We start from the raw sequence: 24,528 nt of genomic DNA on the forward strand, positions 1-24,528 counted from the left end.
TCCTGCCATGACCTTCGAGCTGGTATGCGAAATCGAGCCGCCCACCACGCCCGACCTCAAGCGCGTCCGCCACCAGATCGGCACGCTGAGCACGATCGCGCACTCGTTCCTGATCCCCGACAACCACATCGGCCGCGCGACCGTCTCCAGCGTCGCCGTGGCGCACGAGGTCGAGGCGATGGGCGGGCGCAGCATCGCCTGCCTCAACTCGCGCGACCGCAACCTGCTCGGCTTCCGCCGCGACCTGCTCACCGCCGCCGCCTACGGGGTGGACCAGTTCCTGTTCGTCTACGGCGACAAGCCGACCAGCGGCAACCGCACCAGCGACCTGACCGTGCGCTCGATGATCGACGAGGCCCGCGCGTTCTCGCCCGGCCTGCGCGTCGGCGCCGCCGCCGGGCTGCGCCCGCTCCCGGCCTGGAAGCGGGCCGCCGACTTCCTGTTCCTCCAGGCCGGCTTCTCGCTGGAGGCGCTGCTGCGCTGGCGCGAGGCCAACCCGGTCGACGTCCCGGTCTACGCCGGCGTGCTGGTCGTGGCCAGCGCCGGTCACGCCCGCGCCCTGTCGGCCGCCATCCCCGACATCGCGATCCCGGACGAGCTGGTCGCCCGGCTGGCCGACGACCGCCTGGCCGGCGTCGAGGCCGCCTGCGCCCAGGTCCTGGCCGTCCGCGACAGCGGCGCCTTCGCCGGGGTGCACCTGATCCCCGTCAGCCGCTACCGCGACGTCGAGTCCCGCCTGTCGGCGACCCTCAGGTGACCTTGCGCGAGCGGGCCAGGGCCGCCAGCACCGCCCCGGCGACCGCGACCGCGAACAGCACCGCGTACGTGCGCTGGAAGCCCTGCATGAGCTGGTCCACCGCGACCGGCGAGAGCGTCGACAGGGTGCCCGCGTAGACCTGGGCGCGCACCTCGGGCCCGACGGCGCTGCCCAGGACGCTGAGCGACAGGCCGATGCTGAGCACCACGCCCACGTTCATCACCATGAGCCGGAAGCCGTTCACCACGCCCAGGCTGCCGCTGGGCAGGGCGGCCATGACCTGCGTGGTGTTGCCGGTCAGGAAGGCGCCGCTGCCGCACCCGGCCACGAACAGGCCGATCCCGATGATCCAGTACGGGGTGCCGGGGTCGGCCGTCAGCATCAGCACGCCCAGGCCGGTGGAGCTCATCAGCGCGCCGCCGATCGACAGCGCGTACGGGGAGACGCGGCGGCCGAGCGCGCCCACGACGGGCGAGGCCACGGCCATGCCCACGGGCACGGGTAACACGCTGAGCCCGGCCGCGAACGGGTCCACGCCCCGGGCCGCCTGGAAGTACAGCGCCACCACGAGGATCAGCGCGGCCCGGGCGATCGCGTTGCAGAACGACGCCAGGTTGGCGCACGCCAGCATCCGCCCGCCGAACAGCCGCACGTCCAGCACGGGGTGCGAGGCCCGCCGCTCGACCAGCACGATGACCGGGACGAGGACGACGAACACCGCGGCGCCGGCCAGCACGACCGGGCTGGTCAGCCCGCCGGAGCCGGCTTCGGAGAGCGCGAGCAGGATGGCCGACAGCGCGGCGAACACCAGCGCGTTGCCCAGCGCGTCCACCGGCTGCTTGGGCCCGCGTGGCATCTTGCGCAGCGTGACCGCCCCCCAGACGACGGCGATCACCCCGGCGGGCACGTTCACCCAGAAGATCCACTGCCATCCGGCGGTGGAGGCGATCAGCCCGCCCAGCGTGGGCCCGGCGAGCTGGGCCACCGACAGCGTGCCGATGTAGACGCCCATGCCCTGGCTGAGCTTCTCGGGCGGGAACGCGTCGGTGATGATCACGGTCCCGTTCGCCAGGATCATCGCCGCCCCGACGGCCTGCACCACCCGCATCGCGACCAGGAACCACACGTCGGGCGAGAGCCCGGCGAGCAGCGACGCCACCGTGAACAGCGCGAACCCGGCCAGGTAGACCTCCCGCCGGCCCAGCAGGTCGGCCACCCGCCCGAAGAACACCAGGCTCGCGGTGTTGACCAGCAGGAACGCCAGCAGGATCCATCCCGACTCGAACGGCGTGGCCTGGAAGTGCCGGACGACCGCGGGGAGCGCCACGTTGAGCGTGCTGCCCGCGATGCCGATGAGGACGAGCCCCAGGCTGGTGACCGAGCAGACGCGCCACGCGTAGCGCATCCTGGCATGTTGATCGGGGGAGATCGCGACCATGCCTTCAACTATGACGTACGACGTACGTCCACTTCGCGGCGGGGTGAGGGAAATTCTAGAAAACAGTTCAGCGAGCCCGCCGGCGCAGCCCGTCCAGGTCGTGGACGACCACGCGTCGCCGCCCGGTCTCGATCAGCCCCCGGTCGCGCAGCGACCGCAACGCCTTGCTGACGGCCTCGCGCGACGCCCCCGTCCAGCCCGCCAGCTCGTCCTGCGACAGCGGCAGCGCCACGCGCAGCCCGCCCGGAGTCTGCTCGCCGTAGCGCTCGGCCAGCTCGATCAGCCGCGTCGCCACCCGTCCCGTCGTGTCGAACGCGCCGTACTCGATCCGCTTGCGGTCGGAGTCGCGCAGCCGCTCGGTGACCAGCCGCAGCAGCAGGACGGCCACCCGCCCGTGGTCCTGGAGGAAACCGGTGAAGTCGCGGATCACCACCCCCGAGACCGGCTCCAGCGCGGTCACCGTGGCCGAGCGCGGCGAGCCGTCGATGGCCGACATCTCGCCCAGCAGCGCGCCGGGACCGCGCACCGCGAGCACCACCTCGGTGCCGCCGCTCGTATGGGACGAGACCTTGACCCGGCCCGAGGTCAGCACGAGCACCCAGTCGGAGGTGTCGCCCTCGGTCATCACCGTCGTCCCGCGCTCCCACCGTCGCGGCCGCCCCGCGGCGAGCACCGCCTGGACCTCGTCGGGAGTGAGCGTGGACAGGAACTCGCCGGCCTCTGGCGTCATGCGCCCGATTATGTCCGTACGGAGCGGCGGGCAGCTATGCCATTTCTGTGAGAACGTACGCCTCCACGGGCTCCTCCTTGCCCTTGAGGCTCAGCCTGCCGAGCGGATCGACCCGGGCCCCCGCGCCGAGCTGCTTGAGCGTGGTCGCGCCGATCACCACCGTGCCCGGCTCGGCCAGCGACTGGAGCCGGGCCGCCACGTTCACGCAGTCGCCCATCGCGTTGAAGCCGCGCAGCTCGGGGCTGCCGATGTTGCCGACGAGCGCGGGCCCGGTGTTGACCCCGACGCGGAACGTCGGCCACTCCACCGCCGCCCCCGCCACCTCCCGCGCCACCTCGGCGGCGGCCCGCTGCATGGCGAGCGCCGCCCGGCACGCCGCCCTGGCGTGGCCCGCCTGCGCCGCCGGGGCGTTGAACACCGCCAGCAGCGCGTCACCGACGAACTGCACGATCGTGCCGCCGTTGGCCAGGATGCACGGCACCGCCGCCGTGTGATAGCGGTTCAGCATCTCCACGATCTCGCCCGGCGTCACCCGCTCCGAGAACGTGGTGAACCCCTTCAGATCGGCGAACAGCGAGGTCAGCTCCTGCAACCGGCCGCCCAGCGCCGCCTGGCCCGGATCGGCGAGCAGGGCGTTGGCCACGTCCGGCGACATGTACTGGCGGAAGAGCGTGTCGAGCTCCTGGTAGAGGCGGGCGTTCTCCAGCGAGATCGACAGCTGCCCGGCCAGCGTGGCGGCCAGCGCCTCGTCGTGCGCGCCCCGCCCGGCGGGCACCTCCAGCACTCCGGCCAGCCGGTTCTTCACCGTCAGCGGGTACGCGACCAGCTCGTCGCGGCGGATCGGCGCGTGTGTGGTGAAGTGATACTCGCGCGACCCGATCCGGGTGCGGCCCTCGGAGACCAGCCCGATCCGCACGTCCCCGTACGCCTGCCTGACCCGGTCCAGGGCCGTGGCCAGCAGCTCGGTCTCGGGCAGGCCGACGCGGGTCCTGGCGCCCACGTCGACCAGCGCGGCCAGCCGTTCCGACAGCGCCCGCTCGTCGGCCAGCGCCCGGCCGGCCCGGTCGAGCACCGCCGCCTGGCCCTCGTTCAGCCGGAACTTGCCCGACAGCCGGGTCGCCGCCAGCGGCTCGCCCCGCCGCACGTGCTCGACCAGCTCCTCCAGCGCCCGGTCGTAGTCCTGCTGGATGCGCCGCACCGTCGCCGAGAGCGTCACCGAGTCGAACAGCCCGGCGCCCGACCCCTCCCGCCTGAACTGCAGGTAGGCGCTGTAGGCGACGAACCCGAACGCGAACGTCAGCAGGACGTGCCACTCCCACCACGTCAGATGCCAGTTGAGCTGCGACATCCCGGCGACCATCGACTCGGCCAGCAGCGCGTAGGCGGTGATGAGGCTGATCAGCATGGCCGACGGCCGCCGCCGGTGCAGCAGGAACATCATCACCCCGGCCGCCGCGAACAGCGCCAGCCCCGGCAGCGACCCCCACGCCACCCACCCGGCGGGCGACCCCTCCGGCGGGCGGCTCAGCGGCGTCCAGCCCGGCAGCAGCGAGGCCAGCCCCCACAGCACCATGAACCCGAACAGCGCCCCGCGCACCGCGTGCTGCGCTTTCAGCACCGCCCGCGCCGCCCGCTCGCCCAGCGGCAGCGCCGAGGCGAACGCGAACCCCGAGGCCACCGTGAGCCCGGCCATCTGCCCCAGGTCGAACCCGAGCGACCCCTTGGGCAGGATGATCTGCGGCGTCGCCAGCCCGTGCATGAAGAAGAACCCGGCACTGCTGACGAACACCATCGAGACCAGGAACAGCCGGGCGTCCCGCCGCCGCCGCGACGCCTCGCTGATCAGCGTGCCCAGCACCACGTTCAGCCCGGCCACGGCGACGATCAGCCAGAAGTGGCTGGGATTGTGGTGCCACATGACGTTCAGGTCCGGCTGGGCGAGCAGCAGCCACAGCCCGAGCATGGGCAGCGCCAGATGGATGACCCAGACGACTCCGCGCACGGGTTGCGTGGCGGGCGGCAGGTAGGGGGCTGACACGCCCCTGATTATCCACGGGCGGGGCGCAGGGCCACTGTGTTGTTTTACGCGTTCGACACTTCTTGACCCGTCAAGTGACGTCAGCTCCGTTTGTCACGCTGTGTTTCGTGATGGATACGTTATGTCACTTCTGCCATCCGATGGAACGGTTGAAACGTGAATCTCATGTTCAACATGAACATCACCTGTTCTTCGGAAGGAAAGCCGTGGCTCTCAAGGTTCGGGGTGGGCGCTCGCTCGCCCTCGTCTCCGCCGGCGCGCTCGCCGCTTCGCTGCTCACCGTGGGTGGCGTCGCGACCGCCTCGTCCGTCTCCTCCGCGGCCGGTGAGGTGACCGCCTGCGTGCACAAGAAGTCCCGCTACGCGCGCATCGTCAACCCGACGGCCAAGTGCCGGACGACCGAGATCCGCATGATCATCGGTGGCGGCGAGACCCAGCCCGCCCTCTCCTCGGGCACCCGCGGCCAGGCCGGCCCCCGCGGCCCCCAGGGCCTCCAGGGCCCGAAGGGCGACGCCGGCCCCGTCGGCCCCCGCGGCCCCCAGGGCAAGCAGGGCCTCCCCGGCAAGGACGGCGCCCCCGGCAAGGACGGCCAGCAGGGCCCCGCGGGCAAGGACGGCCAGGACGGCAAGCCCGGCGCCCCCGGCAAGGACGGCCAGGACGGCAAGCAGGGCCTTCCCGGCAAGGACGGTAAGGACGGCAAGCCCGGCGCCCCCGGCAAGGACGGCCAGGACGGCAAGCCGGGTCTCCCCGGCAAGGACGGGCAGCCTGGGCCGAAGGGCGACACCGGCCCCCGCGGCCCCCAGGGCCCGAAGGGTGACCCGGGCGGCGCGGCCAACCTCTCCACCTACGTGGAGACGGCCTCCATCAAGAACGGCTCCGGCACGGCCACCTGCAAGAGCGGCGACCTGGCGACCGGCGGCGGCTTCTCCGTCGACTGGCGCTACCAGGTGACCGCCAGCATGCCCAGCGGCGGCAACGGCTGGACGGTCCGGGCGAGCAAGGGCAACAACAACGACTACGACGTCAACAGCAAGAGCGCCCAGCCCGAGGTCTCGACCCAGGGCGGCAACCACGGCTCCGCAGGCTCGGTCTACGTCGTCTGCCTGAAGTCCTAGGCACCACACGAAAGTCCCAGGCACAGCACGAAGGGCCGGTACGGCATCCCGTACCGGCCCCTTTGCCGTGGATCAGCCGAAGATGGCCGGCAGCGCGCCCGTGTGGGTGTCGCGCAGCTCCGAGACCGGGACCTCCAGCACGTCCTGCACCACCAGCGACTCCCCGCCGGTGACGCCGAGCCCGTAGCACGGGACCTCGTGCTCGGCGCAGAGGGCGGCGAACTCGTCGAACGCCTCCGGCCGGACCGCGACGAGCGCGCGGGCGGCCGACTCGCTGAACAGGTCGGTGAACGGCTCGCCGCTCAGCGCCACGGTGGCGCCGATGCCGCGCGCCAGGCACGCCTCGGCCAGCGCGATGGCCAGCCCGCCGTCGGACAGGTCGTGGGAGCCCTCCAGGAGCCCGCGCCGGGCGGCCTCGACGAGCACGGTGGCGAGCGAACGCTCGGCCTCCAGGTCGGCCTCCGGCGGCAGCCCGCCGAGGTGGCCGTGGGCGACGTGCGCCCACTCCGACCCGCCGAACTCGGCGGCCGTGTCGCCCAGCAGCGCGACGCGCAGCCCTTCGGCGACGAACCCGGTGGGCACCCGCTTGGCCACGTCGTCGATGACGCCGAGCACGCCGACGACCGGCGTGGGGTGGATGGCGGTGGAGCCCGTCTGGTTGTAGAAGGACACGTTGCCGCCGGTCACCGGCACACCGAGGGTGCGGCAGGCGTCGGCCAGGCCGCGTACGGCCTCGGCGAACTGCCACATGACCTCGGGGTCCTCGGGGGAGCCGAAGTTGAGGCAGTTGGTGACGGCCAGCGGCTTGGCGCCGGTGACGGCCACGTTGCGGTAGGCCTCGGCGAGCGCGAGCTGGGCCCCGGCGTACGGGTCGAGCTTGGCGTAGCGGCCGTTGCCGTCGGTGGACAGCGCGATGCCCCGGGTGGTGGGCTCGGCCCCGGCGATGGCCTCGGAGATGCGCAGCATCCCGGCGTCGGCCGGCTGGGCGAGCACGGTGTTGGAGCGCACGTAGCGGTCGTACTGGTCGGTCACCCACGCCTTGGACGCCAGGTTGGGCGAGCCGAGGAGCTGGAGCAGCGTGGCGCGCAGGTCGGCGGGCCGCTCCAGCGCGTCGGGGGTGTCGGCGTTGAGCGCGGCCTGCCCGGCGGGCTCGTGGAAGGGGCGCTCGTAGACGGGGCCGTCGTCGGCGGCGGTGCCGGGCGGGATGTCGACGATGGTCTCGCCGTGCCAGGTCATGACGAGGCGGCCGGTGTCGGTGACCTCGCCGATGACGGTGGCAGGAACGTCCCACTTGGCGCAGATCGCCATGAACGCCGGGATGTCGGAGGGCCGGACGACGGCCATCATCCGCTCCTGCGACTCGCTCATCAGGATCTCCTCGGGGCGCAGCGAGGGATCGCGGAGCGGGACCTGGTTGAGGTCGACGTGCATGCCGCCGGTGCCCTTGGCGGCCAGCTCGGTGGTGGCGCAGGAGACGCCGGCCGCGCCGAGGTCCTGGATGCCGACGACGACGTCGGCCGCGTAGAGCTCCAGGCAGCACTCGATGAGCAGCTTCTCCATGAACGGGTCGCCGACCTGCACCGCGGGGCGCTTGGCCTGCGACTCGTCCTCGAACGTGGCCGAGGCCAGCACGGAGGCGCCGCCGATGCCGTCGGGGCCGGTCGAGGCGCCGAACAGGACGACCTTGTTGCCGGGCCCGGGGGCGGTGGCGAGCTTGATCTGGTCCTTGCGCAGCAGGCCCACGCAGAGGGCGTTGACCAGCGGGTTGCCGATGTAGCAGGGGTCGAAGGCGACCTCGCCGCCGATGTTGGGCAGGCCGAGGCAGTTGCCGTAGTGGCTGATGCCCTCGACCACGCCGGGCAGCACGCGGCGGGTGTCGTCCTGGTGGGCGCCGCCGAACCGGAGGGCGTCCATGACCGCGATCGGGCGGGCGCCCATCGACATGATGTCGCGCACGATGCCGCCGACGCCGGTGGCGGCGCCCTGGTGCGGCTCGACGTAGGACGGGTGGTTGTGCGACTCGATCTTGAAGGTGGCGGCCCAGCCGTCGCCGATGTCGACCACGCCGGCGTTCTCGCCCATGCCGACGAGCAGCGCGTCAGACTTGGGGGCCTTGGTGGCGAACTGCTTGAGATGCACCTTGGACGACTTGTAGGAGCAGTGCTCGGACCACATGACGCTGTAGATGGCCAGCTCGGAGCCCGTGGGCCGGCGGCCCAGGATCTCCTTGACCCGGTCGTACTCGTCCTGCTTCATCCCGAGCTCGGCGAAGGGCATCGGCTCGTCGGGCGTGCTCTCCGCTCGCTTGACGGAGTCTGTGGTCATGCGTTCACCAGCTTCTTGAGGATGGAGGTGAAGAAGCCGAGGCCGTCGGTGCTCGGGGCGCCGACCAGCTCCTCGACCGCGTGCTCGGGGTGCGGCATGAGGCCGACGATGTTGCCCGCCTCGTTGCGGATGCCCGCGATGTCGTTCATGGCGCCGTTGGGGTTGCCGCCGACGTAGCGGAACACGACCTGGCCGTTGGCCTCGATCTCGGCCAGCGTCTCGGCGGAGGCCACGTAGCGGCCCTCGCCGTGCTTGACCGGCAGCGTGATCTCCTGGCCCTGCTCGAAGGCGTTGGTCCAGGCCGTGTCGGTCGACTCGACGCGCACGCGCTGGTCGCGGCAGACGTAGTGCAGGGAGGCGTTGCGGGTCAGCGCGCCGGGCAGCAGGTGCGCCTCGCACAGGATCTGGAAGCCGTTGCAGGTGCCCAGCACGGGAAGGCCCGCGCGGGCGGCCGGGATGAGCTCCTCCATCAGCGGCGCGAACCGGGAGATGGCTCCGCACCGCAGGTAGTCGCCGTAGGAGAAGCCGCCGGGCAGGAAGACCGCGTCGACCCCCTTCAGGTCGTGGTCGGCGTGCCACAGCGGCACCGCCTCGGCGCCCACGAGGCGCACGGCCCTGGCGGCGTCCTGGTCGTCGAGTGTGCCGGGAAACGTGACTACGCCCACACGGGCAGCGCTCATGACTGTCGTCCCCTCCGAGGAAATGAGCACACGCCACCGTCTCTTCGGGGCGGACGGCGGGCGGCGCTCCCTAGGGTAGCCGGTGCTTTCGTGTGTTCCTCGTCACGCCCCGCACCAGCGGAGACGTCAGACGGCGGCGAGCTGGCGGGAGCGGGCCTCGGCCGCGTCGTCCCAGGCGAGCAGCTTGCGCAGATGGACCGTGGTGCCACGGCCGGGCGTGATGCCGAAGGAGATCTCGTCGACGACCGAGCGCATGATCAGCAGGCCGCGGCCGTTCTCGGTGTCGGCGGGCGGGAAGTGGAGCGGCACGGAGGGCAGGCCGCCGCCGCTGTCGGCGACGCGCACGTCGCAGCGGCCGTAGCCGATGGCGGCCGTGACCTCGTAGCGGTTGGCGGGGCCGCCGTGACGCACGGCGTTGGAGCAGGCCTCGGAGACCGCGAGCAGCATGTCGGCAATGCAGGGCTCGCTCACATGCAAGGATCGCATGGCATCGCCAAGCACCCGCCTGACCATCGGGATGCCGATCGCATCCCGGGGCAGTGCCAACGAGAACTCAATGTCCACCGGACTCCTCCGGGCTCCGGAATGTCACCTGGAGTAGGTTTCCCCGTGAAATCGGGGCTAACCGCAAAATCACGCTGTTGTTATTTGGGCTTGGCGAACCCGTGGCATTGTGGCACGCCGGAATGCGGCTTTAGCCGTACAAGGCCATTTGAGGTGTGAAATATGCCGTTCTACGCCTCGACGCGGACCGTGTAGTCCTCGATCACGGTGTTCGCCAGCAGAGTCTCCGCCATCTTTCGGACGTCCGCAATAGCGGCGTCGTCGGCGGGACCCTCCAGCTCGATCTCGAAGCGCTTGCCCTGCCGCACGGCGGACACACCCGAGAAACCCAGCCGGGGCAGCGCGCGGGCGATGGCCTGGCCCTGCGGGTCGAGAATCTCGGGCTTCAGCATGACGTCTACGATGACGCGCGCCACTGCGTTCCTCCTGGGTACGGCGGGGTTGGCAAAGGACAGCCTACCGGCGCGTGTTTGCGTGCGGCACAACGGGAACGGGGACATCATGGGGCTTGCGCGGAGGGCTGTGACGTCTGCCACGATGGCCCCAAGCGCGTACGAACCACCACCAAATGGTCCGGACGCTCAGAAGGCCGGCCACCGGTGGCAACCCCGTCCGGACCGGCCCCGACCGCACAGGAGTGGCACGTGACCGTCGACGCCTCTCGTGGTGCCGAAGCACCCCCGGAGCTCGTCCAACTCCTCACGCCGGAAGGAGAGCGGGTCCAGCATCCCGACTACGACATCGACCTGACCCCAGAAGAGGTCAGGTCCCTCTACCGCGACCTGGTGCTCGTCCGGCGCGTCGACCTGGAGGCCGTCGCCCTGCAACGGCAGGGCGAGCTCGGCATCTGGGCCTCGCTCCTCGGCCAGGAGGCCGCGCAGATCGGCTCCGGCCGCGCGCTCACCGACGCCGACATGGCCTTCCCCACCTACCGCGAGCACGGCGTGGCCTGGTGCCGCGACGTCGACCCGCTCAAGCTGCTCGGCCTGTTCCGCGGCGTCAACCACGGCGGGTGGGACCCCAAGGAGCACAACTTCCACCTCTACACGATCGTCATCGGCAGCCAGACGCTGCACGCCGTCGGCTACGCCATGGGCATCCAGCGCGACGACGCCACCGCCGCCACCATCGCCTACTTCGGCGACGGCGCCACCTCCCAGGGCGACGTCAACGAGTCGTTCATCTGGGCCAGCGTGTTCAACGCGCCGATCGTGTTCTTCTGCCAGAACAACCAGTGGGCCATCTCCGAGCCGCTGGAGAAGCAGACCCGCATCCCGCTCTACCGCAGGGCGTCCGGGTTCGGCTTCCCCGGCGTGCGCGTCGACGGCAACGACGTGTTCGCCTGCCTCGCCGTCACCCGGGCCGCGCTCAAGAACGCCCGCGAGGGCCAGGGCCCGACCATGATCGAGGCGTTCACGTACCGGATGGGCGCCCACACCAGCGCCGACGACCCGACCCGCTACCGCGTGGCCAGCGAGCTGGAGGCGTGGAAGCTGAAGGACCCGATCGAGCGGGTCAAGTCGTACATGTTCAAGAACGAGCTGGCCGACCAGGCGTTCATCGACGAGATCGAGGCCGAGGCCGAGCAGCTCGGCGCCGACCTGAGGGCCCGCTGCCTGGCGATGCCCGACCCGGAGCCGCTCGCCATGTTCGAGCACGTCTACTCCGAGCCGCACGCGCTGATCGACGAGGAACGAGCCCAGTACGCCGCCTACCTGGAGGGGTTCGAGAGATGACCGTGCTGAGCCTTTCCAAGGCGCTCAACGAGGGCATGCGCAAGGCCATGGAGGACGACCCCAAGGTCCTCATCATGGGCGAGGACGTGGGCAAGCTCGGCGGCGTGTTCCGCGTCACCGACGGGCTGCAGAAGGACTTCGGCGAGGACCGGGTCATCGACACGCCGCTGGCCGAGTCGGGCATCATCGGCACCGCGATCGGCCTGGCGCTGCGCGGCTACAGGCCGGTGTGCGAGATCCAGTTCGACGGCTTCGTCTTCCCGGCCGCCGATCAGATCATCACCCAGCTCGCCAAGATGCCCATGCGCTCGCTCGGCGCGATCAAGCTCCCTGTCGTCGTACGCATCCCGTGCGGCGGCGGCATCGGCGCGGTCGAGCACCACAGCGAGTCGCCCGAGGCGTACTTCACCCACACCGCCGGGCTGCGCGTCGTGGCGTGCGCCAACCCGGCCGACGCCTACTCGATGATCCAGCAGGCGATCCAGAGCGACGACCCGGTCATCTTCTTCGAGCCCAAGCGCCGCTACTGGGAGAGGGGCGAGGTCGACACCACCAGCACCGACTGGTGGACGCCGCTGGACCGGGCCCGCGTGGTGCGCCCCGGCACCGACGCGACGCTGCTCTGCTACGGGCCCATGGTCAAGACCTGCCTGGAGGCCGCCAAGGCCGCCGAGGAGGACGGGCGCGACCTGGAGGTCGTGGACCTGCGCTCGCTCAACCCGCTCGACACGCCGGTGGTCCTCGACTCCGCGCGCCGCACCGGCCGCGTCGTCGTCGTCCACGAGGCCCCGGTCAACAACGGGTTCGGCGCGGAGCTGGCGGCTCGCATCACCGAGCAGTGCTTCTACCACCTGGAGTCGCCGGTGCTGCGCGTCGGCGGCTTCTCCACCCCCTACCCGCCGTCCAAGCTGGAGGAGCACTACCTCCCCGACCTGGACCGGGTGCTCGACGCCGTCGACCGCGCCTTCGGCTACTGAGGGGGATCCCGCACTGATGCGACGCGAATTCAAGCTCCCGGACGTCGGCGAGGGGCTGACGGAGGCCGAGATCGTCCGCTGGCACGTCAGGCCGGGTGACGAGGTCAAGGTCAACCAGATCATCGTCGAGATCGAGACCGCCAAGTCCATCGTCGAGCTGCCCATCCCGTGGAACGGCCAGGTGGCGGACCTGCTCGCGGACGAGGGCCAGACGGTGGACGTCGGCGGGCCGATCATCGCCGTCGAGACCGGCGAACCGAGCGAACCGGGTGAACCGGGCGGTCCCGGCGGCTCCGCGGGCGCCGCCGGCCGGCAGGCGGCCGCCCTGGCCGAGGACCTGGTGCCCACCCCGCCGGCGGAGGGCGCCGTCGAGCCGGGCGCCCACGGCAGCCCCGCGCCCAAGGAGGAGCGCCAGGCCGTCCTGGTCGGCTACGGCGTCAAGACCGGCGCGGCCCGCCGCCGCACCCGCAGAGCGCCGTCGACGATCCCCGCCGACCCGGTCGCCAACCCGTCCCGCGTGGAGCTGGAGGGCCCGCCCTCCACCGCCCCCCAGCCCCCGTCCGTGCAGCCCCCGGCGTCTACGGACCCGGGCAGGGTGGCGGCGCTGGCCAAGCCGCCCGTCCGGAAGCTGGCCAAGGACCTGGGCGTGGACCTGACCACCCTCACGGGCACGGGCCCCCACGGCTCGATCACCCGCGAGGACGTCCACGCGGCGACCGCCCGGCCGCCGCAGCCGCAGCAGCAGGCTGCGACGGCCCGGCCACAGGCGGGCGAGGAGCGCATCCCCGTCAAGGGCGTGCGCAAGATGACCGCCCAGGCGATGGTCGCCAGCGCGTTCACCGCCCCGCACGTCACCGAGTTCCTGCAGGTGGACGTCACCGAGACGATGGACGCGGTCAAGCGGCTGCGCGCGCTGCCCGACTTCGCCGAGGTCAAGGTGTCGCCGCTGTTGCTGGTGGCCAAGGCCGTGCTCACGGCGGCCCGCCGCCACCCGATGATCAACTCGTCCTGGGACGAGGCCGCCCAGGAGATCGTCGTCAAGCACTACGTCAACCTGGGCATCGCCGCCGCCACCCCGAGGGGCCTGGTGGTGCCCAACGTGAAGAACGCCCACGAGCTGACCCTGCCCGGCCTGGCCGCCGAGCTGGGCAAGCTCACCGAGACCGCCAGGGCGGGCCGCACCCAGCCGGCGGAGATGGCGGGCGGCACCATCACGATCACCAACGTCGGCGTCTTCGGCGTCGACGCCGGCACCCCGATCCTGAACCCGGGCGAGTCCGCCATCCTCGCCTTCGGCCAGGTACGGGACATGCCCTGGGTGGTCGACGGCGCGCTCGCCGTACGGAAGGTGACGACCCTGGCCCTGTCGTTCGACCACCGGGTGGTCGACGGCGAGCTGGGCTCGCTGTTCCTGCGCGACGTGGGCGCGATGCTGGAGGACCCGCTGCGGATGCTGGCCTGGAGCTGATCGCGGGCCGGGAGGGGGCGACCCCTCCCGGCCTCTGTAGGGTGGCGCCATGATCCGCCACATCGTGCTGTTCACCTGGACCGAAGACGCCACGCTCGCTCAGAAGGCGGGGGTGCTGACCGCGCTGCGCGGGCTGCCGGGCGTCATCCCGCAGATCCGCTCCTACACGGTCGGCATGGACGCGGGCATCAACCAGGGCAACCACGAGTTCGCCGTCGTCGCCGACTTCGACTCCGAGGACGACTACGTGACCTACCGCGACCACCCGGAGCACCAGAAGGTGATCGCCCATCACGTCAAGCCGATCCTGGCCTCACGCGCCGCGGTGCAGCTGGAGCTCTAGAGTTCGGGCGGGTTGTTCTCGCGGTGCATCAGCCGGTCGTCGGAGGTGCGGCCGCGCCGGGGCGCGAGCACGACGCTCAGCACGATCCCGGCGCCTCCGACGATCATGAAGATGAGGCCGATCACGTCCATGTGGACGCTCTGGCCGAACACGTCGGGCTCGATGGCGAATCTCAGGATGGCGCCGAGCGTGAGGAAGAAGATGCTGACCCCGACACCCATGACGGCCTCCAGCGACAGGCAAAGAGCTAGTACGTCCTCGGTCATACCCGGGTAACGCGGATCACACCCTCAGGACGCCACCTCCTGCCTGAGCACCGCCGCGACCTGGGGCGCGACCCGGTCGGCCCAATCGGCGAGCACCTCGCCGAGCTGCGGCAGCCGCGACTCCAGCAGCGCCAGGCCGGGCGTGGGCACGACGGCGCCGAGCTCCACCAGCAGCGGCCGCAGGTGCACCTCGACGGCCAGGGAGTGCGCCGCGTCGCCCATGACCAGCAGGGGCAGCGCCGCGGTCCCGCGCAGCGCGGCGGGAGGCAGCCGGTCCAGGAAGGACTTGAGCAGCCCGGTGTAGGTGCCCTTGTAGGTGGGGCTGGCCACCACCAGCACGCGCGCCCCGGTGACCAGCTCCACGGCCACCTCCACGGCGGCCGACGGGGTGGCGGCGAGCAGGTGCGGCCCGAGCGCCGACAGGTCCACGACCTCGGGCGGCCCGTCGTGCCCGATCCGCCGCCCGACGGCTTCGGCGGCCTCGACGGCCGCCGCGAGCGTCCTGGAGCCCTCGCGCGGGTTGCCGACCAGCGTGACGAGGCTCATCCGGCCACCACCAGGTCAGCGGCCCGATCAGCGGCGTAGCGGGAGCCCGGCCTGCTCAGGCCGTAGTTCTCGCGCAGCGTACGGCCCTCGTACTCGTGCCGGAACAGCCCCCTGACGCGCAGCTCCGGCACGACGTGGTCGACGAAGTCGTGCAGCCCGCTGGGCAGGAGCGGCGGCATGATGTTGAACCCGTCGGCCGCGCCGCCCTCGAACCACTCCTGGATCTGGTCGGCGATCTGCTCGGGCGCCCCGGCCACCACCCGGTGCCCCCGGCCGCCGGCCAGCCGGGCGATGAGCTGCCGCACGGTGAGGTTGTCGCGCCTGGCCAGGTCCACGACGAGCTTGCGGCGGCTCTGCGCGCCCTCGGTGTCGACGCCCACGTCGGGCAGCGGCCGGTCGAGCGCGTCGTGGTCCAGCTCGATGCCGACGAGCGTGGAGAGCTGGGCCAGCCCGTAGGCGGGGATGATGAGCTCGTCCAGCTCGCGTTCCAGGTGGCGGGCCTCGCTCTCGGTGGAGCCGATGACGGGCGAGATCCCGGGCAGGACGAGCAGGTCGCCGGGCTGCCGGCCGTGGCGGGTCAGGCGGCTCTTGAGGTCGCGGTAGAACGCCCGGCCCTCCTCCAGCGTCTGCTGGGCGGTGAACACGGCCTCGGCGTAGCGGGCGGCGAACTCCTTGCCGTCCTCCGACGAGCCCGCCTGGACGAGCAGCGGATGCCCCTGCGGCGGCCGCTGGGTGTTCAGCGGGCCGCGTACGGAGAACCGCTCGCCGGCGTGCTCGATCGCGTGGATCTTGCCGGTGTCGGCGTAGACGCCGCCCGCCCGGTCGGCCACGACGGCGTCGTCCTCCCAGCTGTCCCAGAGCTTGGTGACCACGTCCAGGAACTCGGTGGCGCGGGCGTAGCGGTCGGCGTGCGCGGGCCGCTCGATGCCGAAGTTGCGCGCCTCGGCCTCGCCGGCGGAGGTGACGATGTTCCAGCCGGCCCGGCCGCCGCTGATGTGGTCGAGCGAGGCGAACTTGCGGGCGACGTGGAACGGCTCGTTGTAGGTCGTCGAGACGGTCGCGATCAGCCCGACGTGGTCGGTCACGGCGGCGAGCGCGGACAGCAGGGTCAGCGGTTCGAGCCCGCCGAGCGCGTTGTGCCGGACGTCGGCCTGCAGCGCCACCCCGTCGGCCAGGAAGACGGAGTCCAGCTTGCCCGCCTCGGCGATCCTGGCCAGCTCCTGGTAGTGGCGGACGTCGGCCAGGCGGGCGGGCTCGGTCAGCGGGTGCCGCCAGGCGGCCTCGTGGTGGCCGACGCCCATGAGGAAGGCGTTGAGGCGTAGCTGTCTGCTCATGTGGTCCTCCAGGTGCTGAAGCGGCGCTCGACGCTGACCAGCAGCAGGTTGAACAGCAGGCCGAGCAGGGAGATCGTGATGATTCCGGCGTACATGTCGGGGATGCGGAAGCTGAACTGGGCGTCCTGGATCAGGTAGCCGAGCCCCGCCTTGGCGCCGACCATCTCGGCGAAGAGCAGGACGAGGATCGCGTACGCCCCGGCCAGCCGGATGCCGGTGAAGACGGCGGGCACGGCGGCGGGCAGGATCACCTTCTGGAACAGCCGGACCGGGCCGACGCCCATCGACCTGGCCGACTTGACCAGCAACGGCTCGACCGCCCGCACCCCGCTGATGGTGTTGAGCAGGATCGGCCAGGAGCAGGCGTACAGCACGAAGGTGATCTTCGTGGTCTCGCCGATGCCGAGGATCAGCGTGAAGACGGGCAGCAGCGCGACCGCAGAGGTGTTGCGGAACACCTCCAGCAGCGGCACCAGCGTGTCGGCCACCGGCCGGTACCAGCCGATCAGCAGCCCGAGCGGGATGGCCAGCAGGATGGCCAGGCCGAACCCCGACAGCGAGCGCACCAGCGACGCCCGTACGTGCTCGGGCAGTTGACCGCCGAGCAGCAGGTCGTATCCGGCCTGGAGGTTGACCGAGAGCGGCGGCACGAAGACCGGGTCGACAACGCCCAGCCGGGGCAGCCCCTCCCAGGCCGCCAGGAGCAGCAGGACGGCCGCCGACCGGGCGGCGGCCCGCCGGACGGCGCTCACGAGGCCCGCTCCTGCTCCTGGGCCGCCGCCACCTCGGCGCGCAGCAGGCTCCAGACGTGGTGCCGGTACGCGCCGAACTCCGGGTCCGCCCGCAGGTCGCCCTCGCGCGAGTCGAACGACACCTCGACGACCTCCTTGATCCGCCCGGGCCTGGAGGTCATGACGGCGACCCGCTGGCCCAGGTAGACGGCCTCGTCGATGCCGTGGGTGATGAACACGATCGTCTTGCCGGTCTTGCGCCACACGTCCAGCAGCTCGCCCTGCAGCGACTCGCGCGTCTGGGCGTCCAGGGCGGCGAACGGCTCGTCCATGAGCAGCACGTCGGGGTCGAAGGCGAGGCTGCGCGCGATGGCGACCCGCTGGCGCATGCCGCCCGACAGCTCGTGCGGGTAGCGGTCCTCGAACCCGGCCAGGCCGACCAGGTCCAGGTAGTGCCTGGCCCGCCCGGCGCGCTCGCGGCGGGGCACGCCCTTGGCCTCCAGCCCGAACTCGACGTTGGCCCGGGCCGACCGCCACGGGAACAGCGCGTACTGCTGGAAGACCACGCCCCGGTCGAGGCCGGGGCCGGTGACGGGGGCGCCGTCGATGAGGATCTCGCCGCTGCTCGGCGTGGCCAGCCCGGCGATCAGGTCGAGGAGTGTGGACTTGCCGCAGCCGCTCGGCCCGACCAGTGTCAGGAACTCTCCTTCGCGCACGTCCAGGTCGATGTCCGCCAGCGCGGTGAACGGCTCGCCCCGGACCGTGAACGTCCGGCCCACGCCCCGGATGCCGATCTTGGTGCGGACGGCGGTCTCGCTCAGTGTCGTCATGAGGCGCTCCGGCCGGCGTAGGGGTTGAACGCGTTGGTGAAGACGTCGCCGGCCTCGACCTGGCCGGGCCTGATGTCGCCGGAGCGCTCCAGCCAGTCGATCCAGGTCTGGAACTCCTTGGCGGCGATCACCCCGCCGGGGCCGGCGATGCCCGAGCTCTTCCAGTAGCGCACGGTGCTCGGGTCCTCGTTGCGGCCGCGGCGGTTGATGATCTGCTCGAACGTGGCGACCACCTCCTCGCGGGGGCGGGTCTGGGCCCAGTGCACGGCCTTGGCGAAGCCGGTCACGAACGTGCGGACGACCTCGGGGTTGTCGGCGATGAACGCCTCGCGGAAGACGACCGAGCCGGCGGTGAACGGCCCGAACAGCCCGGTGTCGGTGAACAGCGGCCGCAGCCCGCCGCGCTCCAGCGCCTTGTCCTTGAGGATGCCGCCGAGGGTGCCGACGTCGAGCTGTCCCTGGCGCAGCGCCTGCTCGGTGTTGACCGGCGGGACGACGACGAGCTGGACGCGCTCGATCTCGGCGGGGGTGAGCCCGGCCCGGGTCAGATACTCCTTGATCACGGCCTCGTGGTGCGCGCCGAGCGTGTTGACGCCGATCTTCTTGCCGATGAGGTCGCGCGCGGTCCTGATCGGGCTGTCCTCGGGCACGTAGTAGCCGCTGAACGACTTCTCGTCCGCGCCGTAGTAACCGATCACGGCCTTGATGGGGGCCCGGGCGGCCCGGAGCTTGACGATGGCGCCGTTGAAGGCGCCGCCGAAGTCGGTCTGGCCGGTGGCGGCGGACTGGATGTCCTGCGGCCCGGAGGTGGTGTTGCCGACCCACTTCAGCTTGATGTCGCCGAGGTAGCCCAGCTCCTCGGCCAGTTCGGGGAAGGTGACCGCGCCGACGCTGCCCTGGTAGCGCAGCTCCTTCTGGACGGATCCGGCCTGGCTCGTCCCACAGGCTGCGGTGGCCAGCAGCAGCGTGGTTGCGGCAACGGCATGTCTGAAACGGCCCACTCTCATGCCGCCGAACCTAGGCGTCCGCCGCCACTAAGTCAACATTTCCTACAGGTTTAATAGGGAAATGGTGCGAAGAACGCGCCGGCCATCGGGCCGGCGCGTTCGTCAGAAGGCCTCTTCGGGCAGCTCCATGAGCTCCTGACCAGTGGCGTCGAGCGTGCGGCGCTCGGCGGCCAGGCGGGGCAGCACGGTCGTGGCGAAGAACGACGCCGCCGCGACCTTGCCCTGGTAGAAGGGGTCGTCGCCGTCCGCCAGGCGGGCCAGCGCCACCTCGGCCTGGCGCAGCAGCAGCCAGCCGATCACCAGGTCGCCCAGCGAGAGCAGGAACCGGGTGGTGTTGAGCCCGACGCGGTAGACCTCCTCCGGCTTCTCCAGCGACCCGAGCGCCCAGCCGGCCATCGTGTCGCCCATGGCCTTGACCTCGGCGGCGGCCTCGGCGAGCAGCTTGCGCTCCTCCTTCAGCCGGCCGTTGCCCGCCTCGGAGGCGGCGAACTCGTTGATCTCGGTCAGCAGCGCGCCCACGGCCGCGCCCTGGTTGCGCAGGATCTTGCGGAAGAACAGGTCCAGGCCCTGGATCGCGGTCGTGCCCTCGTACAGGGAGTCGATCTTCGCGTCCCGGATGTACTGCTCGATCGGGTAGTCCTGGAGGTAGCCGGAGCCGCCCAGCGTCTGCAGCGAGCGCGCCAGCAGTTCGTACGAGCGCTCCGAGCCGACGCCCTTGACCAGCGGCAGCAGCAGGTCGTTCATCGCGTGCGCGTGCCGGTCGTCGGGGTCGATCTGGATGGCGTCCTGGAAGGTCGCCGTGTAGAGCACCAGCGCCCGCATGCCCTCGGCGTACGCCTTCTGCAGCATCAGCTCGCGCCGCACGTCCGGGTGGTTGACCACGGTCACGCGCGGGGCGGTCTTGTCGGCCATCTTGGTCAGATCGGCGCCCTGGAAGCGCTGCTTGGCGTACTCCAGCGCGTTCAGGTAGCCGGTGGACAGGGTGGCGATGGCCTTGGTGCCGACCATCATGCGGGCGTGCTCGATGACCATGAACATCTGCTTGATGCCCTCGTGCACGTCGCCGACCAGCCAGCCGACCGCCGGGTGCTTGTCGCCGAAGGTGAGCTCGCAGGTCGTGGAGACCTTCAGGCCCATCTTCTTCTCGACGTTGGTCACGTACGCGCCGTTGCGCTCGCCGAGCTCGCCGGTCTCCAGGTTCACGTGGAACTTGGGCACCAGGAACATCGACAGGCCCTTGGTGCCGGGACCGTGGCCCTCGGGGCGGGCCAGGACCAGGTGGAAGATGTTCTCGGCCATGTCGTGCTCGGCGCTGGTGATGAAGCGCTTGACGCCCTCGATGTGCCAGGTGCCGTCGTCCTGCTTGATCGCCTTGGCGCGGCCGGCGCCCACGTCGGAGCCGGCGTCGGGCTCGGTCAGCACCATGGTGGCGCCCCAGTTGCGCTCGATGGCCAGCTCGGCGAAGCGCTTCTGCTCCGGGGTGCCGACCTTCCACAGCGTGTAGGCGAAGTTGGGGCCCGCCGCGTACATGTACAGCGCCGGGTTGGCGCCCAGGACCATCTCGGCGGTGGCCCATGCCAGGCTCCGCGGGATGCCGGGGCCGCCCAGGTCGGTGGGCAGGTCGAGGTGCGCCCAGCCGCCGTCGACCAGCGTCTTGAACGACTTCTTGAAGCCGTCGGGGATGGTGACGGACCCGGTGGCGGCGTCGAAGACGGGCGGGTTGCGGTCGCCCTCCTCGAACGAGTCGGCCAGGACGCCCGTCGCCAGCCGCTCGGCCTCATCCAGGATGCTGCGGGCCGTGTCCTCGTCCACGTCCGCGTACGGGCCCCTGCCGAGGATCTCGCGTCGCCCGAACACCTCGAAAAGGTTGAACTCCAGGTCACGCACGTTGCTCTTGTAGTGGCCCATGGGTGCAGCTCTCCTTGAACCGAGTCCTTCATCTACCGGTGAGTAACCTTACTAGCAATGCTACCCGCCGGTAACCACGGATATGCGTGGCATGCTCATCTCCGTGGATGCCGAAGAACTCGCCGCGAGATGGCGAGAGCGCCTGGAATCCTGGGCCATTCCGCCGGAGATCCTGGCCGCGGCCCCGGTCGATCCGTGGGGCTATCCGGTGGGCCGGTTCACCAGCCGCACCGACAGAGCGCTCGCCGAGTCCGACGACGGGCCCACCATGACGCGCGTGCGGCAGGCGCTGCCCGAGGGCGGCACGCTGCTGGACGTCGGCTCGGGACCGGGCGCCTCGTCGCTGCCGCTGCGCGAGCGCATCGGCCACCTCTACGCCGTCGACAGCTCGCCCGAGATGCTCGACGAGCTCTCGGCCCGCGCCGACAAGCTGGGCGTGCGCACCACCGCGATCGCGGGCCGCTGGCCGGACGTGGCGGACGAGGTGCCCGAGGTCGACGTGTCGGTGGCCGCGCACGTGGTCTACAACGTTCCCGACCTGGCGCCGTTCCTGTTCGCGCTGGACTCGCGCACCCGCCGCCGCGTGGTGCTGGAGCTGCCGCACCGCCATCCCATGAGCTGGCTGGCGCCGCTCTGGCAGCACTTCCACGGCGTCGACCGTCCCGTGCGGCCCGTCGCCGAGGACTGCGTGGCGCTGGCCGCCGCGCTGGGCTTCGCGGTGCGCGTGGAGGAGCGCGAGGCCCCGCTGGAACGATTCAGCTCCCTGGAGGAGCTGGCCGCCAGCGCCTGCCACCGCATCTGCCTCGACCCGGCGCGTGCCGACGAGGTGGCGCGCACGGCGCAGGAGATGGGGATGTGGCCGATGCCCCGCGACCGCTGGGTCACGATCTGGTGGGAATGATCGCGGCCCGGGGGGCGTTCCGTGTTGTGAGCACAGCTCCCGGACGAGACGCGCCGTACCCGGTAGGTAAAGACGACGCATGACACTGCAGTCCCGCTGAAGGAGTCATGCCACGATGGCCTGGATCATCCTCGTTCTCGCCGGCGTCGCCGAAGTCGCGATGGCCCTGTCGCTCAAGCTCAGCAACGGTTTCACCCACGTGTGGTGGTCCGTCTCCTTCCTGCTCACCGCGCTCCTGAGCTTCGGCATGCTCGCGTACGCCCTCAAGTCCCTCGAGGTCGGCACCGCGTACGCCGTGTGGACCGGCATCGGCGCGGTCGGCACGGCGGTGCTCGGCATGCTGGCCATGGGCGACGACGTCTCGGCGATCCGCCTGATCTCCATCGGGCTCATCCTGGCCGGGGTCGTCGGGCTCAACCTGGCCGGCGCGCACTAACCGGCTTGACTCGATTGCCGGTGTCGCGATTGAGTGGCCGGATGATCGAGATTCACGCTGTGACCATTGACTGCGCCGACCCGTACGAGCTCGCCACCTGGTGGAGCAAGGCCACGGGCCTCCCGCTCGGCGACGGCGACATGCCGGGCGACGATGAGGTGATGCTGCGCACCAAGCACGACCCGTTCCTGCTGTTCATCCGGGTGCCGGAGGGCAAGTCCGTGAAGAACCGGCTGCACCTGGACGTCAACGGCACCGAGGGCCGCACCCGCGACCAGGAGGTCGAGCGCCTGCTCGGCCTCGGCGCCACCATCTACGACGACCGGCGCGACGAGAACGGCACCGGCTGGGTCACCATGCGCGATCCCGAGGGCAACGAGTTCTGCGTCTGCCGGAGCGAGGCCGAGCGGGCCGCCTCAGCGAGCTGAGCGCGCCCGGCCCTGCATGGTGAGCGTGAGCACGGCGGCGATCACGTAGACGAGCAGTCCGTGCCAGCCGGCGTGCACCGCCGAGCCGAACACTCCCTCCCCGTCGAGCACGAGCTGCACCGGGTAGTCGAGCACCGCGGTGATGCCGGCCGGCAGCAGCGCGAACTTCCACGGGTGGCGCAGGCCCCACACGCGCGCCTGCCGGGTCACCCGGTCGCCCTCCTCGGGCTTGGACACCGCGCCCACGGCCGCGATCAGCGCGAACAGGCTGATGCCCAGCCCCAGCGCCCACACCATGTCGCCGCCGCCGCCGAGCAGCCCGACCCCGAAACTGGTCGCGGCGACGGCGCCACCGCCGATGGCGGCGGCCTTCCACGGAGCGCCGCGCAGGGCGGCGGCGGACAGCGAGACTTCATCACGTCGGGTGATTTCGTTCATGTCCTCAGCGTGCCTCCGGCCGCCCCCTGCCCACATCGGGGATGGACCCTGACCAGTCCCTGACATGATGCAGTTCATGCGAGATGTCACGATTGAGCAGTTCGGCGCCGAGGAGTGGGAGCGGCTGAAGGCGATCCGCCTGCGCGCGCTCCAGGAGGCGCCTGACGCGTTCGGGTCCTCCTACGAGCGGGAGAGCGCGTTCACCGCCGAGACGTGGGCTGAGCGGCTGTCAGGGTCGTGGTGGCGGGTGGCCGTCATCGACGGCGGCGACGCCGGGCTGGTGTGCGTGCGGGTCGAGGAGGGCCGGGCGCACCTGCTGTCGATGTGGGTCGCGCCGGAGGCCAGGGGCCGCGGGGTCGCCTCACGGCTGGTCGACGCGGCCGTCGCGCACGCCAGGGAGGCCGGCGTGGACGAGGTCGAGCTGTGGTGCGTCGACCACAACACGGCGGCCAGGGCGCTGTACGCGAGCAAGGGGTTCACCCCCAGCGGCAAGAAGATGGGCCTGCCGTCCAACCCCGACATCCCCGAGTCCCACTATGTCCTGTCCCTGCTCTTCCGCCGGGCCCGCCGGGACGACGTGCCCGCGATCGTGGCGATGCTGGCCGACGACCCGCTCGGAGCCGCCCGCGAGGGCGACCCGTCCGACGAGCGCTACCTGGCCGCCTTCGACCGCATCGACGCCGACCCGTACGACGAGCTGATCGTCGCCGAGCGCGACGGCAAGGTGATCGGCACCATGCAGCTCACCTACCTGGCCGGGCTGTCGCGGCTGGGCGCCGAGCGGTGCCAGATCGAGGCCGTCCGGGTCGCCGCCTCCAGCCGGGGCGAGGGGCTGGGCCGCAGGATGATCCAGTGGGGCATCGACCGGGCCCGCGCCCGGGGCTGCGCCATGGTGCAGCTCACCTCCGACAAGTCCCGCGCCGACGCGCACCGCTTCTACGACTCGCTCGGCTTCACCGCCTCGCACGAGGGCTACAAGCTCGCGCTGAGCTGAGCCAGCATCCACCTGCACCAGTCGGCCCGGTGCCGCTCGTAGCCGAGCCCGCACCGCAGCGTCGCGTAGTTGCCGAAGCGCGGGTCGCCGACCGGCGGCGGCCCGCCGAACAGCTCCTCCTCGCGCTCGTAGTCGGCCAGTCTGGCCTCGTGGCGGGCGAGCTGGTCGGCGAAGAGCCGCCGCAGCGCCTCCGGCTCGGCGAGCCAGGCCGTGTAGGTCTTGAGCACCAGCTCGTCGCGCTCCGGCCGCTCGCGCGGCGGCTCGGTCACCCACTCGCGCAGCGCCGCCGTGCCCGCGCCGGTCAGCCGGTAGATCTTCTTGTCCTGCGGCCCGGGCCCCGCCTGCGTCTCGTACGCGACCAGCCCTTCGGCCAGCAGTTTCTGCAGCTCGGTATGGATCTGGCTGTGCCTGGCCGTCCAGAAGTAGGCCACCGGCCGGCGCATCGCCTGGGCGATGTCGTACCCGGTGCGCTCGCCGCGGGCCAGCACGGCGAGGATCGCGAATCCCAGCGTTGAGGTCATGGTGCGTCCAGAGTATT

At 71.4% G+C, this 24,528-nt stretch carries 26 protein-coding genes, 1 pseudogene and 1 riboswitch; of the genes and pseudogenes, 11 read left to right on the top strand and 16 right to left on the bottom strand.

Annotated elements, in window-relative coordinates; translation table 11 throughout:
* Positions 1-7: 7 nt before the first annotated feature.
* A complete protein-coding gene (locus tag ACWDXC_RS40205) occupies positions 8-757 on the top strand; it encodes a methylenetetrahydrofolate reductase (RefSeq protein ID WP_449991407.1) in 750 nt (249 codons plus the stop codon).
* Here ACWDXC_RS40205 and ACWDXC_RS40210 read toward each other — a convergent pair.
* From ACWDXC_RS40210 to ACWDXC_RS40220, 3 genes are all read right to left on the bottom strand, one after another.
* On the bottom strand, positions 750-2,195 hold the full coding sequence (locus ACWDXC_RS40210) for an MFS transporter (protein WP_219506515.1): 1,446 nt from the start codon (positions 2,193-2,195) through the stop codon (positions 750-752). The two genes, ACWDXC_RS40205 and ACWDXC_RS40210, sit on opposite strands and share 8 nt — an antisense overlap.
* Before the next feature lie 67 nt (positions 2,196-2,262).
* The gene (locus ACWDXC_RS40215) at positions 2,263-2,925 is read right to left on the bottom strand and encodes a Crp/Fnr family transcriptional regulator (RefSeq protein ID WP_449991410.1); all 663 of its coding nucleotides are present in this window, start codon (positions 2,923-2,925) and stop codon (positions 2,263-2,265) included.
* Between the two features lie 34 nt (positions 2,926-2,959).
* On the bottom strand, positions 2,960-4,963 hold the full coding sequence (locus tag ACWDXC_RS40220; RefSeq protein ID WP_449991413.1) for an adenylate/guanylate cyclase domain-containing protein: 2,004 nt from the start codon (positions 4,961-4,963) through the stop codon (positions 2,960-2,962).
* A 206-nt stretch (positions 4,964-5,169) separates the two neighbouring features.
* Between ACWDXC_RS40220 and ACWDXC_RS40225 the strand changes: the two genes are divergently transcribed.
* Positions 5,170-6,078 carry a hypothetical protein gene (locus tag ACWDXC_RS40225; RefSeq protein WP_449991415.1) on the top strand — a complete coding sequence of 303 codons (909 nt, stop codon included), beginning with the start codon at positions 5,170-5,172 and terminating at the stop codon, positions 6,076-6,078.
* Between the two features lie 72 nt (positions 6,079-6,150).
* On the opposite strand, the gene purL is transcribed toward ACWDXC_RS40225, so the two are convergent.
* The 4 genes from purL to purS form a co-directional block, all read right to left on the bottom strand.
* Positions 6,151-8,403 (bottom strand): phosphoribosylformylglycinamidine synthase subunit PurL, encoded by a 2,253-nt coding sequence (gene purL / locus ACWDXC_RS40230; RefSeq protein ID WP_219506512.1) that lies wholly within the window; start codon positions 8,401-8,403, stop codon positions 6,151-6,153.
* Positions 8,400-9,083 (bottom strand): phosphoribosylformylglycinamidine synthase subunit PurQ, encoded by a 684-nt coding sequence (gene purQ, locus ACWDXC_RS40235; RefSeq protein ID WP_219506511.1) that lies wholly within the window; start codon positions 9,081-9,083, stop codon positions 8,400-8,402. The genes purL and purQ overlap by 4 nt, the downstream gene beginning before the upstream one ends.
* Before the next feature lie 126 nt (positions 9,084-9,209).
* A complete protein-coding gene (locus ACWDXC_RS40240) occupies positions 9,210-9,596 on the bottom strand; it encodes an ATP-binding protein (protein ID WP_219506592.1) in 387 nt (128 codons plus the stop codon).
* Positions 9,597-9,817: 221 nt separating this feature from the next.
* Complete coding sequence (gene purS / locus ACWDXC_RS40245; protein ID WP_219506510.1) at positions 9,818-10,063, bottom strand: phosphoribosylformylglycinamidine synthase subunit PurS; 246 nt, start codon at positions 10,061-10,063, stop codon at positions 9,818-9,820.
* 228 nt (positions 10,064-10,291) lie between these two features.
* On the opposite strand from purS, the gene pdhA reads away from it, so the two are divergent.
* The 4 genes from pdhA to ACWDXC_RS40265 are packed head-to-tail and all read left to right on the top strand — an operon-like array spanning position 10,292 to position 14,171.
* A complete protein-coding gene (gene pdhA, locus ACWDXC_RS40250; RefSeq protein ID WP_219506509.1) occupies positions 10,292-11,383 on the top strand; it encodes a pyruvate dehydrogenase (acetyl-transferring) E1 component subunit alpha in 1,092 nt (363 codons plus the stop codon).
* Positions 11,380-12,360 (top strand): alpha-ketoacid dehydrogenase subunit beta, encoded by a 981-nt coding sequence (locus tag ACWDXC_RS40255; protein WP_449991420.1) that lies wholly within the window; start codon positions 11,380-11,382, stop codon positions 12,358-12,360. The genes pdhA and ACWDXC_RS40255 overlap by 4 nt, the downstream gene beginning before the upstream one ends.
* A 16-nt stretch (positions 12,361-12,376) precedes the next feature.
* Positions 12,377-13,828, top strand: a complete 1,452-nt coding sequence (locus ACWDXC_RS40260; protein ID WP_449991423.1) for a dihydrolipoamide acetyltransferase family protein — start codon at positions 12,377-12,379, stop codon at positions 13,826-13,828.
* Between the two features lie 49 nt (positions 13,829-13,877).
* Positions 13,878-14,171 carry a Dabb family protein gene (locus tag ACWDXC_RS40265; protein WP_449991425.1) on the top strand — a complete coding sequence of 98 codons (294 nt, stop codon included), beginning with the start codon at positions 13,878-13,880 and terminating at the stop codon, positions 14,169-14,171.
* Here the strand turns inward: ACWDXC_RS40265 and ACWDXC_RS40270 are convergent.
* The 7 genes from ACWDXC_RS40270 to ACWDXC_RS40300 all read right to left on the bottom strand — a co-directional run bounded on the left by ACWDXC_RS40270 (position 14,168) and on the right by ACWDXC_RS40300 (position 20,793).
* Positions 14,168-14,392: a DUF6458 family protein gene (locus tag ACWDXC_RS40270; protein WP_219506502.1), complete on the bottom strand. Its 225-nt coding sequence runs from the start codon at positions 14,390-14,392 to the stop codon at positions 14,168-14,170. The genes ACWDXC_RS40265 and ACWDXC_RS40270 overlap by 4 nt on opposite strands.
* A gap of 69 nt (positions 14,393-14,461) precedes the next feature.
* Positions 14,462-14,983 (bottom strand): NADPH-dependent FMN reductase, encoded by a 522-nt coding sequence (locus ACWDXC_RS40275; RefSeq protein WP_449991429.1) that lies wholly within the window; start codon positions 14,981-14,983, stop codon positions 14,462-14,464.
* Positions 14,980-16,317, bottom strand: coding sequence for an LLM class flavin-dependent oxidoreductase (locus tag ACWDXC_RS40280; protein WP_449991431.1), 1,338 nt, complete (start codon positions 16,315-16,317; stop codon positions 14,980-14,982). Before ACWDXC_RS40280 ends, ACWDXC_RS40275 begins: the two co-directional genes overlap by 4 nt.
* Positions 16,314-17,069 (bottom strand): ABC transporter permease, encoded by a 756-nt coding sequence (locus ACWDXC_RS40285; RefSeq protein ID WP_308125803.1) that lies wholly within the window; start codon positions 17,067-17,069, stop codon positions 16,314-16,316. Before ACWDXC_RS40285 ends, ACWDXC_RS40280 begins: the two co-directional genes overlap by 4 nt.
* Positions 17,066-17,878: an ABC transporter ATP-binding protein gene (locus tag ACWDXC_RS40290; protein WP_449991435.1), complete on the bottom strand. Its 813-nt coding sequence runs from the start codon at positions 17,876-17,878 to the stop codon at positions 17,066-17,068. Before ACWDXC_RS40290 ends, ACWDXC_RS40285 begins: the two co-directional genes overlap by 4 nt.
* Positions 17,875-18,885 carry an ABC transporter substrate-binding protein gene (locus tag ACWDXC_RS40295; protein WP_449991438.1) on the bottom strand — a complete coding sequence of 337 codons (1,011 nt, stop codon included), beginning with the start codon at positions 18,883-18,885 and terminating at the stop codon, positions 17,875-17,877. Before ACWDXC_RS40295 ends, ACWDXC_RS40290 begins: the two co-directional genes overlap by 4 nt.
* 102 nt (positions 18,886-18,987) lie before the next feature.
* Complete coding sequence (locus tag ACWDXC_RS40300; protein ID WP_375075399.1) at positions 18,988-20,793, bottom strand: acyl-CoA dehydrogenase; 1,806 nt, start codon at positions 20,791-20,793, stop codon at positions 18,988-18,990.
* A gap of 103 nt (positions 20,794-20,896) precedes the next feature.
* On the opposite strand from ACWDXC_RS40300, the gene ACWDXC_RS40305 reads away from it, so the two are divergent.
* The 3 genes from ACWDXC_RS40305 (at position 20,897) to ACWDXC_RS40315 (ending at position 22,558) form a co-directional block, all read left to right on the top strand.
* Positions 20,897-21,694, top strand: coding sequence for a class I SAM-dependent methyltransferase (locus tag ACWDXC_RS40305; protein ID WP_449991441.1), 798 nt, complete (start codon positions 20,897-20,899; stop codon positions 21,692-21,694).
* An 18-nt stretch (positions 21,695-21,712) separates the two neighbouring features.
* A riboswitch (guanidine-III (ykkC-III) riboswitch) is annotated at positions 21,713-21,776 on the top strand.
* Positions 21,777-21,809: 33 nt separating this feature from the next.
* Complete coding sequence (locus ACWDXC_RS40310; protein ID WP_219506487.1) at positions 21,810-22,130, top strand: DMT family transporter; 321 nt, start codon at positions 21,810-21,812, stop codon at positions 22,128-22,130.
* A gap of 59 nt (positions 22,131-22,189) precedes the next feature.
* Positions 22,190-22,558 (top strand): VOC family protein, encoded by a 369-nt coding sequence (locus ACWDXC_RS40315; RefSeq protein ID WP_449991445.1) that lies wholly within the window; start codon positions 22,190-22,192, stop codon positions 22,556-22,558.
* On the opposite strand, the gene ACWDXC_RS40320 is transcribed toward ACWDXC_RS40315, so the two are convergent.
* Positions 22,547-22,996 (bottom strand): hypothetical protein, encoded by a 450-nt coding sequence (locus ACWDXC_RS40320; RefSeq protein WP_219506484.1) that lies wholly within the window; start codon positions 22,994-22,996, stop codon positions 22,547-22,549. The genes ACWDXC_RS40315 and ACWDXC_RS40320 overlap by 12 nt on opposite strands.
* Before the next feature lie 76 nt (positions 22,997-23,072).
* On the opposite strand from ACWDXC_RS40320, the pseudogene ACWDXC_RS40325 reads away from it, so the two are divergent.
* Together ACWDXC_RS40325 and ACWDXC_RS40330 are read left to right on the top strand one after the other, a co-directional pair.
* Positions 23,073-23,477 (top strand): annotated as a pseudogene (locus ACWDXC_RS40325) (GNAT family N-acetyltransferase); the annotation flags it as partial.
* 114 nt (positions 23,478-23,591) lie between these two features.
* Positions 23,592-23,990 carry a GNAT family N-acetyltransferase gene (locus ACWDXC_RS40330; protein ID WP_449991470.1) on the top strand — a complete coding sequence of 133 codons (399 nt, stop codon included), beginning with the start codon at positions 23,592-23,594 and terminating at the stop codon, positions 23,988-23,990.
* Here ACWDXC_RS40330 and ACWDXC_RS40335 read toward each other — a convergent pair.
* Positions 23,969-24,511 carry a PadR family transcriptional regulator gene (locus ACWDXC_RS40335; RefSeq protein ID WP_219506445.1) on the bottom strand — a complete coding sequence of 181 codons (543 nt, stop codon included), beginning with the start codon at positions 24,509-24,511 and terminating at the stop codon, positions 23,969-23,971. The genes ACWDXC_RS40330 and ACWDXC_RS40335 overlap by 22 nt on opposite strands.
* Positions 24,512-24,528 lie beyond the last annotated feature (17 nt).

This window comes from Nonomuraea sp. NPDC003214, from assembly GCF_053590035.1.